The 14910-nt window shown below is 49.5% G+C and carries 12 protein-coding genes; 9 read left to right on the plus strand and 3 right to left on the minus strand.

What is annotated here, in order from left to right; translation table 11 throughout:
* Positions 1–161: 161 nt before the first annotated feature.
* The 3 genes from hrpB (at position 162) to ACQY6Q_RS05740 (ending at position 5844) form a co-directional block, all read left to right on the plus strand.
* Complete coding sequence (gene hrpB, locus ACQY6Q_RS05730; RefSeq protein WP_427978958.1) at positions 162–2627, plus strand: ATP-dependent helicase HrpB; 2466 nt, start codon at positions 162–164, stop codon at positions 2625–2627.
* 161 nt (positions 2628–2788) lie between these two features.
* Positions 2789–5176, plus strand: a complete 2388-nt coding sequence (gene mrcB, locus ACQY6Q_RS05735) for a penicillin-binding protein 1B (RefSeq protein ID WP_427978961.1) — start codon at positions 2789–2791, stop codon at positions 5174–5176.
* Between the two features lie 14 nt (positions 5177–5190).
* Positions 5191–5844 carry a dUTP diphosphatase gene (locus ACQY6Q_RS05740; protein ID WP_427978964.1) on the plus strand — a complete coding sequence of 218 codons (654 nt, stop codon included), beginning with the start codon at positions 5191–5193 and terminating at the stop codon, positions 5842–5844.
* 467 nt (positions 5845–6311) lie between these two features.
* Here ACQY6Q_RS05740 and ACQY6Q_RS05745 read toward each other — a convergent pair whose 3' ends face one another.
* Complete coding sequence (locus tag ACQY6Q_RS05745; RefSeq protein ID WP_427978966.1) at positions 6312–6488, minus strand: hypothetical protein; 177 nt, start codon at positions 6486–6488, stop codon at positions 6312–6314.
* A gap of 206 nt (positions 6489–6694) precedes the next feature.
* On the opposite strand from ACQY6Q_RS05745, the gene ACQY6Q_RS05750 reads away from it, so the two are divergent.
* Complete coding sequence (locus tag ACQY6Q_RS05750; protein WP_427978969.1) at positions 6695–7054, plus strand: YbaN family protein; 360 nt, start codon at positions 6695–6697, stop codon at positions 7052–7054.
* 71 nt (positions 7055–7125) lie between these two features.
* Positions 7126–7410, plus strand: coding sequence for a hypothetical protein (locus ACQY6Q_RS05755; protein ID WP_427978971.1), 285 nt, complete (start codon positions 7126–7128; stop codon positions 7408–7410).
* Positions 7411–7440: 30 nt separating this feature from the next.
* Here the strand turns inward: ACQY6Q_RS05755 and hemL are convergent, their stop codons facing one another.
* Positions 7441–8724, minus strand: coding sequence for a glutamate-1-semialdehyde 2,1-aminomutase (gene hemL, locus ACQY6Q_RS05760; protein WP_427978974.1), 1284 nt, complete (start codon positions 8722–8724; stop codon positions 7441–7443).
* A gap of 148 nt (positions 8725–8872) precedes the next feature.
* Here hemL and ACQY6Q_RS05765 point away from each other — a divergent pair, with 148 nt between their 5' ends.
* From ACQY6Q_RS05765 to ACQY6Q_RS05780, 4 genes are all read left to right on the plus strand, one after another.
* The gene (locus tag ACQY6Q_RS05765; RefSeq protein ID WP_427978976.1) at positions 8873–9544 is read left to right on the plus strand and encodes a DUF6776 family protein; all 672 of its coding nucleotides are present in this window, start codon (positions 8873–8875) and stop codon (positions 9542–9544) included.
* Positions 9545–9601: 57 nt separating this feature from the next.
* Complete coding sequence (gene erpA / locus ACQY6Q_RS05770) at positions 9602–9961, plus strand: iron-sulfur cluster insertion protein ErpA (RefSeq protein WP_157051774.1); 360 nt, start codon at positions 9602–9604, stop codon at positions 9959–9961.
* Positions 9962–10129: 168 nt separating this feature from the next.
* Complete coding sequence (locus ACQY6Q_RS05775) at positions 10130–11233, plus strand: efflux RND transporter periplasmic adaptor subunit (protein WP_427978978.1); 1104 nt, start codon at positions 10130–10132, stop codon at positions 11231–11233.
* Positions 11233–14358: an efflux RND transporter permease subunit gene (locus ACQY6Q_RS05780; RefSeq protein ID WP_427978981.1), complete on the plus strand. Its 3126-nt coding sequence runs from the start codon at positions 11233–11235 to the stop codon at positions 14356–14358. Before ACQY6Q_RS05775 ends, ACQY6Q_RS05780 begins: the two co-directional genes overlap by 1 nt.
* A gap of 120 nt (positions 14359–14478) precedes the next feature.
* Here the strand turns inward: ACQY6Q_RS05780 and ACQY6Q_RS05785 are convergent.
* A partial coding sequence (locus ACQY6Q_RS05785) for an anhydro-N-acetylmuramic acid kinase (RefSeq protein WP_427978984.1) occupies positions 14479–14910 on the minus strand: 432 nt, incomplete at its 5' end.

A 14910-nucleotide genomic window follows, 5' to 3' on the forward strand; every position in this document is an offset into this window, starting at 1 on the left:
GGCATCTGCAGCACATGCAGTGGCTTAGCTGCGTGTCTGTTTTTATATTGGCGCATGCTAACACCTAAAGTAGGCAGCGCAGAAGGGCTGAACATAACTTGGGTCATAGGGCGGCTTTCGCTACACTAGGCGCGTTTATATTATGATTTTAAGGACTGACCTTGAGTGCATTGCCCATAGCTCAATTGTTTCCCGAGTTATTAGCTAAGCTTAACCAGCAGCGACAATTTGTGATTGGTGCTCCACCAGGGGCGGGCAAGTCCACCGCCTTGCCTTTAATGTTGCTGCAACAAGCTAAGTTGTCGGGCAAAATTATTTTGCTCGAGCCGCGGCGTTTGGCGGCGCGAAATATTGCTCAGTTTCTTGCCTCTCAATTAGCCGAGCCCCTCGGGCAAACGGTGGGATATCAAATGCGTGGCGAGCAGCGCTTATCGGCCAACACCCGTTTGGTGGTGGTCACCGAGGGGATCTTAACGCGTTTGATTCAAAATGATCCCGAGCTTAGCGATGTGGCGATGATTATTTTTGATGAGTTTCATGAGCGCAGCATTCATGCCGACTTAGGTTTGGCCTTGAGCTTGGAAGTTCAGCAAGTATTTAAGCCCGAACTTAAACTGATGCTGATGTCGGCAACTTTAGAAAATCAGGCTTTAATGTCCTTACTGCCTGAGGCGCTAGTGCTAGAAAGTGCTGGGCGCAGTTTTCCGATTAGCTATAGCAATCACCCGATAAAACGCGATTGGCAGTGGGCCGATAATTTGGCTCAGTTGGTATTGCAGGCGGCGCAACAACAAAGTGGCAGCATGTTGGTGTTTTTACCGGGCAATGCCGAAATTCGCCAGTTAGCTGAACGCCTGAGTGGGCGCTTGCCAGATGAACTGAGCTTACATCAGCTCTATGGCAAGTTGAGTTTGGCCGAGCAACAGGCGGCGATTGAGCCCGCAACAGCGGGGCGACGTAAACTAGTGTTGGCGACTAATATTGCCGAAACCAGTTTAACCATTGAGGGCATCTCTTGTGTGATAGACAGCGGTTTAGAGCGTCAGGCTAGTTATCACGCTAGTAGTGGAACTACCCGCTTACAAACTAAAATGATCGCTAAAGCTTCGGCGATTCAGCGCGCTGGGCGGGCTGGGCGTTTGCAGGCGGGGCATTGCTACCGCGCCTATAGCGAAGAGCAATTAAACCATCGTCCCTTTGCCAATCCGCCGGAGATTACCCGCAGTGAGTTAAGCCGCTTGCTGATTGAGTTACAGCAATGGGGAGCCGAGGCCGAGGACTTGCAATGGTTAGATCCGCCGCCCGCTGCCCATTTGGCGCAAGCGCGCGAGCTGTTAAGCGAGCTTGGTCTAGTCTCTCAAGGCCGCTTGAGCAATGCCGCTCAGCAGCTTGGTGCGAGTGGTTTATCCCCGCGTAGTGTTGCCATGTTGCAACAAGCGCAGTCTTGGCAACAGCAGCTATCGCAGCCTAGCTTGTTATGGCGCGCCTGTGAATTAGCCGCCTTTCTGGATGTGAGCGGGCCATTACCTGATGGCCCGCTGGCTCAGGCTTTGTTGCAATTAAAAGGCGCGCTAAAACAGCAATATCAGCAGCAGTTGTCGCGCCTAGCACAGCGCTTTAATCTTCAACCCGCGGCTAGCATCGCCGAACACTGGGATGGCTTGCTACTGGCACAGGCTTTTCCCGACAGAATTGCCGTCAAGCGCCAAGGGTGCAGCTATCATAGCAGTGGTGGTTTTGGTGTGGAGGTAGACCAACAGCAGCACTACCTAGCTAAGCAAACGGCCTTAGTGGTGGTTGAACTGTTTTGGCCGGAAGGGCATAAGCAGGGCAAGGTGGCATTGGCCTGTGAGTTGGATTTAGCGCTGTTGCAAAAATATCAACCAGGCCGCTTTAGTGCCCAGTTACACTGTCAGTGGTCTGATAGCGCCAAGCGCATCGTGGTGGAGCAACAGCAGCGTTTGGCACAGCTAGTGCTAAGTAGCCAAGCGGCAGAACAGGTGCCCGGAGAGTTAATAAGCCAAGCGTGGTTGAGGCAAATTAATAGCAAGGGTTTGGCTTGGTTACCGTTGGATGATAAGGCCCTAGCTTGGTTGGAACGGGTGCGCTGTGCTGAGCAATGGTTTAGTGAGTTGGGATTGACTGATTTTAGCGAGCAGGCCCTGCTTGATGATGCCGAGACTTGGTTAGCCCTGCAGCTACAAAACTGCCGTAGTTGGCAACAGCTGAAGGCAGTGGATTGGTTGGGCGCCTTAAAATCACGACTCACTTGGCAACAACAGCAACAACTTGAGCAAGTCGTACCGAGCCATTACCTAGCGCCTTCGGGGAATAAAGTGGCAATTCGTTATCAGCTCGGTCAGGCGCCGGTGGTATCGATTAAGCTACAAGAAATGTTTGGTCAGCCGCAATCGCCGATGCTGGGCAATAAAGTGGCGATTACCTTGGAGTTGCTCTCTCCTGGAGGCAAGCCCTTGCAACTAACTCAAGATTTAGCCAGCTTTTGGCAATCCGCCTATGTTGAAGTGAAAAAAGAAATGAGAGGGCGTTATCCTAAGCACCCTTGGCCTGATGATCCGGTGGCGGCGCAGGCTACCCATAAAACCAAGCGGCAGCTGGCTCGTTAGCGCTGTTTGGTTACATCGAAGGTACCCAGCCTATTTCTCTTTAAGCAGGGCGCATTTTCACTTAAAAAAACACCGCGGTGAGAGTATCCTAGGGCCTCCTCAAATGAAGCGACCTTAGCGTGGCTGGTATTATTTATTCGCATTTTTAGTAGTAAGGCAATATGAGTCCTAAAAAGCCCAGTTCTGCAGCCAAGAAACCCACAAGTAAAGCCGCACCGCGTAAAAAGGCCGGAGCTAAACCAGCGGCCAAGCGGCGCGCTAGTTCTGCGAAAAATAAGTCTAGTGCTAAGTCTTCATGGAGCAAGCGCCTATGGCAATTAAGTTGGAAGCTAGGCGTAGTGGTGATGGTGATGTTACTCGCTTGGGGGGTGCTGCTTGATAGTAAAATCCAGCAGCGTTTTAGCGGCGACAAGTGGCAGCTTCCTGCGGCGGTGTACGGCCGTGAGTTACAGCTTTATCCGGGGCTGCGTTTAAGCCGCAAAGAGCTGCAAGATGAATTGGCGTTACTTAACTACCGCAAGGTGAAACGTGCTCGACGTGGCGGCGAATATGCTGTGTCGCAAACCCGTATTGAAGTGGTGCGGCGTCAGTTTGAATTTGCTGACGGCCTAGAGCCCGAGCTGCCGATGTTGCTCACGTTTAGTCCTTCTCGTCTAACCAAGATCCAACATCGCGATAGTGGTGAAGAACTCGCGCAAACCCGGTTGGACCCAGTATTACTAGAGCGGCTTAACGTGAGTGAGCAAGAAGACCGCTTGTTTGTGCCCTTGCAGGACATTCCTGAGAGTCTGAAGAAAGCCTTGATCCTCACCGAAGATCGCCAGTTCTATCAACATGATGGTGTCTCGCCCTTGGCGATTGCCCGAGCCTTGGTGGTGAATGTAAAAGCCGGACGCACAGTGCAGGGTGGCAGTACCATTACTCAGCAATTGGCTAAAAACTTCTTCCTTACCCGCGAGCGCACGCTGTGGCGTAAGCTGCAAGAGGCCTATATGGCCTTGCTAATCGACTTTCGTTATAGCAAAGATGAAATTTTAGAGAGCTATTTTAACGAAGTTTACCTTGGGCAAAATGGCAGCAATGCGGTGCACGGCATTGGCCTTGCCAGTTATTTCTACTTTGGGCGTCCGGTTAGTGACTTAAGCGTAGAGCAGGTTGCTTTATTGGTGGCGGTTATCAAGGGGCCATCCTATTACGACCCTTGGCGGCATCAGCAACGCGCCTTGAATCGTCGTGATTTAGTGTTGCGTATTTTAGCCGAAGAAGGGGAGCTATCTTCCGAAGCCTATCAGCTGGCGGTGCAACAGCCGTTAGGTTTGAGTGAGCGTGGTAGCATGGGTTATCAAAAGACCCCTGGATTTGTCTCGTTGGTGAAGCGGGAATTACGCCAGCATGCCAGCAATTGGCGTGAGCATAATGGGGTGAAGGTATTTACCACTCTTGATCCTCTATCGCAGCGCCATGCGCAAACCGCGGCTCAGTCGGTATTGGCTGAGTTGGATAAAGGCGCGAAAAATCAGCTGCAAACGGCGATGGTGATCAGCGAACGCTATAGTGGCGCGATCCGCGCGTTAATTGGTGGTAGAGAAGAGAATAATCAGGGCTTTAATCGAGCTTTAGATGCGCGCCGTCCGATCGGCTCTTTAGTCAAACCCTTTGTCTATCTCAGTGCTTTTGAACAGGGCCATCAATTGGGCGAATTATTAGAAAATAGCCCCTTAAGCGTGCCCTTGGATGACGGCAGCCAGTGGCAACCGCAGAACTACGATAAAACCACAGGTGAAGCTGTTATGTTAGTGGACGCCTTGGCTAACTCTTTGAATATACCTACGGTTCGGCTCGGCTTAGCACTGGGCTTAGACTCGGTCGTCAATACCTTGCATAAGGCCGGTTTGCAGGAGCAGGTTCAAGCTTATCCTTCGTTATTGTTAGGCAGCCTCAGTCTTTCTCCTTTCCAAATGGCTCAGCTCTATCAAACCCTAGGCGGGGATGGAGAGTATCGTCCCTTGTATGCAGTACAGCAGGTGAATGATGCACATGGCCAGGTTTTATATCGCGCCGACCTGAGCGCCGAGCGACGTTGGTCGGAAATGGGCAACTATTTAACCCTTTATGCAATGAGCCAAGTGACGCGCAGCGGCACGGCGCGTTCTTTAAAATGGCGTATTCCCAAGGTGGATTTGGCGGGTAAAACTGGTACCACTAATGATTTGCGTGACAGCTGGTATGTGGGAATTGATCAGCGTGAGATTATCACCGTATGGGTGGGACGAGATGATAACAAACCAGCTGGCGTAACGGGATCTTCAGCTGCGCTGCCGGTGTATGCAGCCTACTTGAAAACCTCTTACCCGCAATCGTTGAGGCCGATGCAACCGGATAATTTAGCCTGGGTGCATTTTGCACAGGCGAGCGGTCAACCGGTGGCGGTCGGCTGTGGCGAGACTCAATTATTGCCGGCACCTGCTGAGCAAACTAAATTAGCTAAAGGCTGTGTAAAGCAGGCCGCAAGCAAAGCTAAAACTTGGCTACAAAGCCTATTTAACTAAATTAAGGAATCGAGATGCTACAAGCAAATCAGGCACAAATAATGTTGCAACTGCAAGATAAAATGAATGCCAAGGTGAATCCTGAGTGGCTAACCACTCGCTCTCCCTTTTTGCGTGCGGTGATAATAGAAGGGGCCGAGGCTATCGAACACCATGGTTGGAAATGGTGGAAGAAACAAGATTGTGACTTGGCGCAGTTGCAAATGGAGCTGGTAGATATTTGGCACTTTATTTTGTCAGAGTTACTGCTGCAGGCCGAAGGTGACCAGCAGCAGGCGCAAGCGGCGATTTTTACTGATATCGACCAGCAGAGTGTGCAGTTTGACGGACAAGATTACCATTTTGCCGAGCTGGGACTACTGCACAAGCTGGAGTTGTTAATTGGCTTAGCGGCGGCAAAACGCTGTAGTATCGGTTTGTTTTCCGCTCTGCTGGTGGATTGCCAAATGTCGTGGTTGGAGCTGTATCAGCAATACGTGAGTAAGAACGTATTGAACTTCTTTCGTCAAGACAATGGTTACAAACAAGGAACTTACCGTAAAACTTGGGATGGTCGTGAAGACAATGAACATTTAGTGGACTTGATGACGCAATTGGACGCTTCCGCTGACAGTTTTCAGGATGATTTGTACCAAGCGCTACATCAACGTTACGCTGTCTCAAAATAATGTAGCTTTTGATACAAATTGGCGCAGTAATGCGCCATAATTGCGCAGTATGCCCTCTACTAAAAACTGCAAATTTTAGCGAGCTCAGCATATTTAACTATTTGTTATTTGTATTTTGGTTTTATTGATCAAGAGATAGGCTTTTCAAGCATATACTGTTGGGTATCTCAATATATCCTGCCTTACAGCATACACTTGGCCTTGATATTGCTCTAGTAATAGTAAGTCTGCAATAAGGCGACTTAGATTAAATTTTTCAAAGTAGTAGAGGTAATAATTATGGCTTTTTCAAGTTTTCGCGGTGCTTCAGGTGCAACCTTTTGTCCAAGTAAATCTAACGACCAGCAAACTCGTCGTGAAACAAAGTAAGTGGCTAGCCACGCGGTGCAAAAACCAGTGAATAAAGCGCTTATCTACAACTAAGCGCTTCTGCTTTTCTTGATAGACTTTGGCGCAATTGCCTAGGTTTAATTGGCTCTAGGCCGATAGCGATCATTGAAATGACTCGCCTCATCGATATGTTTTAACTGGCTTAACTCACTGAAATAGAGAGACTTAGCTGAGTTTAGTGGTCGAGGCTGGTAATAACGCTTAGCCCTTGGCTGAGTGGTAATAAACGTTTCTTTTTGTATGGCTTCAAACATACGAACTCCTTTATCTTAGTTCGCGCGCAGGGCGCTTTAGCTGTATTTGTTAGCCGCCCGCAAGTTGGCAATAAATCGGCGACACCCTTAAGATATACTTTAGACGTCTAGATGTCTAATCCCTTTTGCTTCCATCTCATAATTTTTAGTTATTTCGCTTGCTCACGGTTAGACTACAGATAAGTGATTGAGTGAGTAGATCTTAAATGTTGCGTTTGTTTACCATGTTAATGGCTTGGCTGGCGGTAGTGCTGGGAACCATTGGCATCTTTCTTCCCTTATTGCCCACCACACCGTTTATTCTATTGGCGGTGATGCTGTTTTCCCGCAGTTCCCCGCGCTTTGAGGCTTGGTTGCATAATCACCCTCGGTTTGGCCCGCTGATTAACGATTGGCGCAACCATGGCGTGGTAAGTGTAAAAGCCAAGTGTAGCGCCACCATCATGGTGGGCTTTTCCTTGGGCTTGATGCTGTGGATGAAGCTACCCCAATTGGCTATGTGGCCAGCTATCGCCTGTTTAGCCGCGGTAATGATATTTTTGTGGACTCGCCCTTCCCAAAAATAACCGTGTGCTCTGGCTCTTTGTCTATAATTAACTTTTTAGTTAATAGTGGCTTTGAATAGTGGGGGAGTTGAGTGAAAAGCTATATTGCAACAGGCGTATTACTGATGCTGCTGGCAGGCGGGGCATTTGCAGGTAAAGGTACGGAAGTCTCCAATATTAACTGTCACGGCACTTGGATACGTTCCGAGACCGATAAACTCGAGTTGCTCAGCGCTTGTGGTAAGCCGACCTTTAGTGAGGTGGTGAGTGGCGCTAATTATAGTAAGCTGGAAGGCCTGCTGTATCAGCTAAATGGCAACAAATACGTGATTTATCTAAACCGCGGTAAGGTGGTTAAAATGGAATGGTTACGTTAAAGCCGCGCTGTGCTAGCGCGGCTTGCTGATTTATTTTAGCTTGGCAAAGCAACGTTCTGCTGCGGCAAGGGTGGCATCTATATCTGCTTCGCTATGGGCGAAGCTAGTAAATGAGGCCTCAAAAGCAGAAGGGGCAAGATAAATACCTTCTTCTAACATCAAGTGGAAGAAGCGTTTAAAACGCTCGGTATCGCAAGCGCAGGCTTGGGCGAAGTTAGTCACTTGTTCGGCCTCGGTAAAGAAGAAACCTAACATTGCTCCAACCTGATTCACCGCCAATGGGATCCCTTGGCGCTCTGCTGCTTGTTTCAAGCCCAGGGCTAAACGCTCGGTTATCTGGTTAAGGTGTTGATGTACCGCTGGGTCTTTTATCGCATTTAGGGCGGCTAAACCAGCGGCCATGGCGATGGGGTTACCCGAGAGAGTCCCAGCTTGATAAACTGGGCCTACTGGGGCTAGATGAGCCATGATTTTTTTACTACCACCAAAGGCACCTACTGGCATGCCGCCACCAATCACCTTGCCTAAACAAGTGAGATCGGGTGTTACCTCGTAATAAGCTTGCGCTCCGCCTAAGGCGACCCGAAAGCCGGTCATGACTTCATCGATGATGAAAACCGCTTGGTATTTGTCACAAATAGCGCGCAGCCCTTGTAAAAATCCGGGCAGTGGGGGAATACAGTTCATATTGCCAGCCACCGGTTCCACGATGATACAAGCGATATCTTCAGGATATTCGCTAAACAAGGCTTCCACCGATGCCAAATCGTTATAAGTCGCGGTGAGGGTGTGCTGAGCAAAGTCGGCTGGAATCCCCGGAGAGCTCGGTTGACCGAGGGTCAGCGCACCGGATCCCGCCTTTACCAATAGTGAATCAGCATGGCCGTGGTAACAACCTTCAAATTTTAAAATTTTGTCTCGTCCGGTGTAGCCGCGCGCTAGGCGAATCGCGCTCATGGTGGCCTCGGTGCCAGAGTTGACCATGCGTACTTGGTCCATCGATGGCACCAATTCACAGACCAAGTCTGCCATAGCTATTTCACTGGCGGTGGGCGCTCCAAAGCTCAAGCCTTTGGCGGCTGCATCTACTACGGCTTGATGAATGGCGGGATGATTGTGGCCTAAAATCATCGGTCCCCAAGAGCCAACGTAATCGATGTAGCTATTGCCATCGACATCATAGATGCGCGCCCCCTCGGCTCGTTCAATAAACAGCGGGGTTCCGCCAACGCCGTTAAAGGCGCGAACCGGTGAGTTAACGCCTCCGGGAATAGTCTGCTGGGCTTGACTAAAAAGTTGTTCTGAACGAGACATAGCGCATCCTTTAAAATATCTGAAAATGGCTGTGGAAGCCTAAAAGTGGGCTCACTATAACAAACTATCTACAGGGGCTGAATCTCTGGTTTGTTGCTAGGCATAATTCTCGGTAAACTGTCGCTTTTTGAACGTTAGTAGGTATTCAGTGGCCAAGCCTAAATTATTAGTTGCCAGTCTCATCGGGGCTTTAGCGCTCACCAGTATTTATGGTTTGTCGGTGGTGGTAGAGCAAAAAGACCAGATGATTAGCCAGTTGCAACAAGGTGTTAGTGAAGCGCTAGATGGCCAAGCTGAATTACAACAGCGCTTGGCTCTGCTCAGCTTAGAGCAAGATAGTAAGGTGGCAGAGCTGGCGCGCTTAGAACAAGAGGTGGCGCAACTCAATGACGAAAACCTCAGCCTTAAACAAGAGCTGATGGTATATCGACAGATTATGGCTCCCGAGCAGCAAGCGGGCGGGATGAAGATTGAGCAACTACATATTGAGCCGATGCTGAGCCCGGGTTACTACCGTATTGATGTATTACTGATGCAGGTAGCGCGTAATAAGCGCTGGCTGCAAGGAGAGCTAAAAGTGCAGCTGGTGGGAAGTCAAGACGGGCAACCCGCCAGCTATAATGTCGCTGACTTGCAACAGCCTGCCTCCGAGCTTACATTTAAGTTTCGTTACTTTCAGGAGCTCAGCTCCGAAATTAAGCTACCTGAAGGCTTTCAAGTTGAGCGAGTGGAGTTAAGTGCCTTTATTAAGGGCAATAAGTGGAATAAAGCTGCGCAAATCGACTTGCAGCAAGCTTGGCCGGATTTGGGTAATACTTGAACTAATTACTCAGGTATTAGATAATCCGCGTGAGTTAACATTTTTAAGGAATTGATAGTGTCAGAGCAAGCTGTAACTGAACAAGCCGCATTTCCGATCCAATTCACTGATGCCGCAGCGGCTCGGGTGAAAGAGTTGGTTGCTGAAGAAGAAAATCCAGCGCTTATGCTGCGAGTTTACGTGACTGGTGGTGGTTGCTCTGGATTCTCTTATGGCTTTACCTTTGATGAGAAAGTCAATGAAGGTGACACCCTCGTAGAGAAGCAGGGCGTGTCGATGGTTGTTGATTCAATGAGCCTACAATATTTAGTGGGTGGGGTGGTTGACTTTACCTCCGGCTTAGAAGGTTCACGCTTCTTGGTGAATAACCCCAATGCCAGTACTACCTGTGGCTGTGGCTCATCATTTAGTATTTAGTTTAGGGCCAAACAAGCCTTACAAAGCCACCTATGGGTGGCTTTGTTGTTTTTTCCTTACGCCTGCTTTGTCGTTATTTTGTCAGCCGCCTAGATAAAGCATGTTACTGGTGTAACTTAGCCTATATAATCAACAACACTTGCTATCATCAACAGGGAGTGTTTGATTGTGTCGGCCAAGCTAGGGCGGTTTTTTGCTGCTCGCCCGTATATTTTATCTATTGTTATCATTGCGCTAGTGACTATTTGGATGGTCAGTGGCCAATACTCCCAAGCCGAAGCTGAAACCCAGTCCCACAATGACTCCCCGCATAAACTTACTCGAGTTCAAATTCAGCGTTATCACGCTCAGCAAATCGAGCGTAGTTTACAACTCTACGGTCAAACCGAAGCCAAACGTCAAAGTGTGATTTCCGCTGAAGTGGCAGGGCGTCTATTAGAGTTTTTGGTGGCGGAAGGACGTCCCATCACTAAGGGGCAAGCGTTGGCGCGGCTAGATATTCAAGACCGTCGCGCGCAATTACAGCGTGCTGAGGCTTTATTGGAGCAACGCCGGATAGAGTACGCTGGGGTTAATGCGCTGAGTAAGCAAGGTTTCCAAGGTAAGGCCCGCTTAGCCGAAGCCAAAGCCGCATTGGTCGACGCGGAATCTATGGTGAAGTCGCTTAATCTGGCAATTGACAATACTCTGGTATTAGCCCCCTACAGCGGCATTTTTGAGGAAAATATCGTTGAAGCGGGTGCTTATTTAGGCATTGGTGATCCCATTCTGCGGCTTGCCGATACACAACAACTGTTAGTGCGCACCGATGTTTCGGAGCGTGACGTGGCTTTACTTGAACTAGGACGAAAAGCCTATGTAAGCCTTGTGACAGGACAGCTCTTAGAAGGCAGGGTTGAGTTTATCGCCAGCGTGGCCAATGCCAATACTCGCACCTTCAAGGTGGAAGTCTTGCTAGATAATGCCGAGCAAAAACTTAAGGCCGGGGTGAGTGCCAGTGTACGTTTTCCTTTGGAAACAGTAGAGGCGATTAAGGTAAGTCCGGCAGTGTTGGCTTTAGATGAGCAGGGGCAGCTAGGTGTAAAAACCGTGGTAGATGGGCGGGTACAGTTTGTAGCTGCTCGGCTGGTTCGTTCCGAACCCGATGGTGCCTGGTTATCGGGTTTTAGTGGTGATGTTGATGTAATTGTATTGGGGCAGGGTTTTGTTAAGGCTGGAGAGCAGGTTGAGGCGCTCACTAAGGCCGATATAGAGCAGCAGAGGGCGCCATAATGCACGCCTTCATTGAAGCTATTTTATCGCGCACCCGTACCGTACTATCGTTACTGGTATTCCTGTTTATTGCCGGCATCATTACCTATATCAACATTCCTAAAGAGTCTGATCCCGACGTTGATATTCCCGTGATTTATGTCTCGATCCCCCATGATGGTATTTCTCCCCAAGATGCTGAACGCCTGCTACTGCGGCCGATGGAGCAAGAGTTACAGGGCATTGAAGGCATTAAAGAAATGACCGCGGTGGCCAGCGAAGGGCACGCTTCGGTGGTATTAGAGTTTATTGTGGGGGTGGATATAGATCAGGCTTTAGCCGATGTGAGGGCTAAGGTAGACCAAGCTAAACCTAAATTACCGGCAGGCGGTGAAGAGCCGGAGGTGCATCAAGTCACCTTAGCCACCGAACAGCCTGCGATTACGGTGTTGTTGTCGGGGGATGTACCGCTACGCGCCTTACTCAGCATTGCTCGAGATTTACAAGATCAGCTAGAAGCAATGAAACAGGTCTTGGAAGTGAGCATTGGCGGCGACCGTGAAGACTATTTAGAGATAGTAGTAGACCCGCTATTGATGGAGTCTTACGGCCTCGACCAAGCCGATATCTACAGCTTAGTCAGTCGTAACAATCGCCTAGTGACAGCGGGAACCTTGGATACCGGCAGCGGCCGTTTTGCGGTAAAAGTGCCAGCGGTATTTGAGAATGTTAAAGATGTGATTGAGTTGCCCATTAAGGTGGATGGTGACCGCATTGTTACTTTTGGTGATGTGGCCACGGCACGGCGAACCTTTAAAGACGCCAGCACTTATGCGAGGGTGAATGGTAAGCCAACTATTTCCTTGGAAGTGAGTAAGCGTCCCGGAGAAAACCTGATCGAAACCATTGAACAGGTTAAAGCGGTGATTGCCGAAGAAAGTAAATTTTGGCCAGACAGCGTGCAAATTGATTACGCCGGTGACCAGTCTAAAGACATTCAAACCATGCTGTCGGAGCTGCAAAACAATATTCTATCGGCGGTGTTGTTAGTGGTGGTGGTGATTATTGCGGTGATGGGCTTACGCTCCTCGCTGTTGGTCGGCATCGCTATTCCCGGTTCGTTTTTAGCTGGGATCCTGCTGCTTTCGCTAGGCGGCTTAACCATAAATATGGTGGTGCTATTTTCCTTGATTATGGCGGTGGGGATGTTGGTGGACGGGGCCATTGTGGTGACCGAATTTGCCGACCGACAAATGAGTGAGGGCGTATGCCGTCATCAGGCCTATTCATTAGCCGCGCAACGGATGTCGTGGCCGATCATTGCTTCTACCGCGACAACTTTGGCTGCATTCGCACCACTATTAGCTTGGCCGGGGATAGTTGGACAATTCATGGGGTATTTGCCGCTCACCTTAATTGCAACCCTTAGTGCCTCGTTATTTATGGCGCTAATTTTTGTACCAAGCTTGGGTAATTTATTTGGCCGGCCGCGTTATTTAAGCGCCAAACAGCGTGCTGCTTTAATCCATGCCGATGAAGGCCAGTGGCAGAAATTACACGGTTTTACCGGACTTTATATTAGCGTATTAAAAAGGGCAATTGCCGCGCCCTTGCGGGTATTGGCCTTGGGCATTATCATCGCCGTAGCGGTGGTTTTCGCTTATGTTCATGCAGGTAAAGGAGTGGTGTTTTTCCCTGAAGTGGAGCCGGTGGGGTACAACATCATCGTTCGCTCGCATGGTGATTATGCCACCGATGAGAAGTTACAAATCATGCAAGAGGTAGAGGCAAGGATCCTCGATCTAGAGGACTACACCACTTTATATACCAAGGTTGGTGGGGACGACTTAGGTAATATTCGGGTTAATTTGAAAGACTGGAATCAACGTCGCCCAGCCAATCAAATCATAACTGAGATGCGCCAACGTTTAGCTCCGCTAGCCGGCCTTGAAATAGAGTTTCGCAAAGATAAAGCCGGCCCTCCTGGAGGCAAAGATTTACAACTAGAGCTTAGTTCTCGCTTTCCTGAGCGCTTAGAACCGGTGGCTAAAAAGCTACGCCAAATGGTAGATGATAATCCTCATCTGATTAACGCTGAAGACAGCACCACCAAGCCGGGCATAGAATGGCAGCTTAAAGTGGATCGTGCCAAGGCGGCCCGTTTTGGAGCCGATGTGAGCCTATTGGGTAATACCGTACAGTTTGTGACGAACGGCTTGAATGTGGGTGAGTACCGTCCCGATGATGTGGATGACGAGCTAGACATTCGGGTGCGTTTCCCGGCGGAAAATCGCAGTATTAGTCGGCTGAGCGAGCTGCGGGTGAAAACCCAATATGGCTTGGTGCCTATCACTAACTTTGTCAGTTTGCAGGCGCAAACCAAGCAGGATGTGATCAACAAGGTGGATGGACGCCAAGTGCTCACGGTGAGCGCCGATATTGCACCGGGGCAAAACTTGAGTTTGGAACTGCCTAAGTTGCAGGCTCAGATGCAGCAGTTAGCGCTGGACCCCATGGTGGATATTCGCCTACGCGGCCAAAACGAAGATGAAGAAGAAAGTACCCAGTTCTTGGAAAAGGCCTTTTTGGTTGCGCTGTTTGTGATGGGACTGATTTTAATCACCCAATTCAATAGCTTCTATCAGGCCTTATTAATTCTTTCGGCGGTGTTATTTTCCACCGTAGGCGTATTATTAGGTTTGCTGATTGCAGGTCAACCCTTTGGCATTATCATGAGTGGCTTAGGGGTGATTACTCTGGCTGGGATTGTGGTGAATAACAACATTGTATTAATCGATACCTACAACTTGCTGCGTAAACAGGGCTTAAACGCCCAAGAAGCGATTATGCGCACCGGTGCTCAGCGTTTGCGCCCGGTAATGTTAACCACTATTACGACCATTTTGGGTTTGATGCCGATGGTATTGCAACTTAACATCGATCTGTTTGAGCGGCGTATAGAGTTTGGCGCGCCCTCTTCGCAGTGGTGGTCGCAGCTGGCTACGGCGGTGGCGGGCGGCTTGAGTTTTGCCACCCTGTTAACCCTTATTCTGACGCCTTCATTGTTGATGCTGGGCAGTAAGTTGGGCCGCGATAAGCAGCCTGCAAGTGAGGCCGCAACAGCGCCAGCGGCTTTAGAGAGTTAGTGCCAAGCTGTAGCCAGATAGCTAGCTAACACCAATAGTAATAGCGATTCTCATCGCTATTTGTGCGAGCCGGTGGGGATTATCACTATCAAGGGCACTGCTGACTCAGCTAAGTTTAGGCTAGTTAGCTGGGTAGCAGCCGCCCAAAATGGCTGGCCGCGTCGCGCCAGTCACCGAGGGGGCATTGCCAGGCAGCTGTTGAACAAAGCAACGCGCTAACCAAGCGAAGGCCAACGCCTCTAAGGCTTGTTCAGGTATACCTAACTCGGAGCTACGGCTTAGCCTTAACTGTGGCAGGGCTTGTGCCAACAACTGCAGCAGAAATTCATTATTATCCCCCCCTCCACACAGGTATAGCGTGCCACTGCTTTGCTGCTGCAATTGCTGAGCAATGCTTTGCGCGGTGAGGTGGTGCAGGGTGCACTGAATATCTACCGCTTGGGCCTGGCTAAACTGGGGCTGTTGTAAGTATTGGTCTAGCCATGACAAATTAAAATACTCACGGCCAGTACTTTTGGGTGGCGCTAGCTTGAAGTAATGATCATCCAATAA

The organism is Agarivorans sp., from assembly GCF_050295395.1.
GTDB lineage: Bacteria > Pseudomonadota > Gammaproteobacteria > Enterobacterales > Celerinatantimonadaceae > Agarivorans.

Bases quoted from the DNA above. Each gene is read 5' to 3' on its own strand.
- ACQY6Q_RS05780 (WP_427978981.1), top strand. From the start codon at position 11,233: ATGCACGCCTTCATTGAAGCTATTTTATCGCGCACCCGTACCGTACTA.
- ACQY6Q_RS05750 (WP_427978969.1), top strand. From the start codon at position 6,695: ATGTTGCGTTTGTTTACCATGTTAATGGCTTGGCTGGCGGTAGTGCTG.
- ACQY6Q_RS05740 (WP_427978964.1), top strand. From the start codon at position 5,191: ATGCTACAAGCAAATCAGGCACAAATAATGTTGCAACTGCAAGATAAA.
- mrcB (WP_427978961.1), top strand. From the start codon at position 2,789: ATGAGTCCTAAAAAGCCCAGTTCTGCAGCCAAGAAACCCACAAGTAAA.
- hemL (WP_427978974.1), bottom strand. From the start codon at position 8,724: ATGTCTCGTTCAGAACAACTTTTTAGTCAAGCCCAGCAGACTATTCCC.
- ACQY6Q_RS05745 (WP_427978966.1), bottom strand. From the start codon at position 6,488: ATGTTTGAAGCCATACAAAAAGAAACGTTTATTACCACTCAGCCAAGG.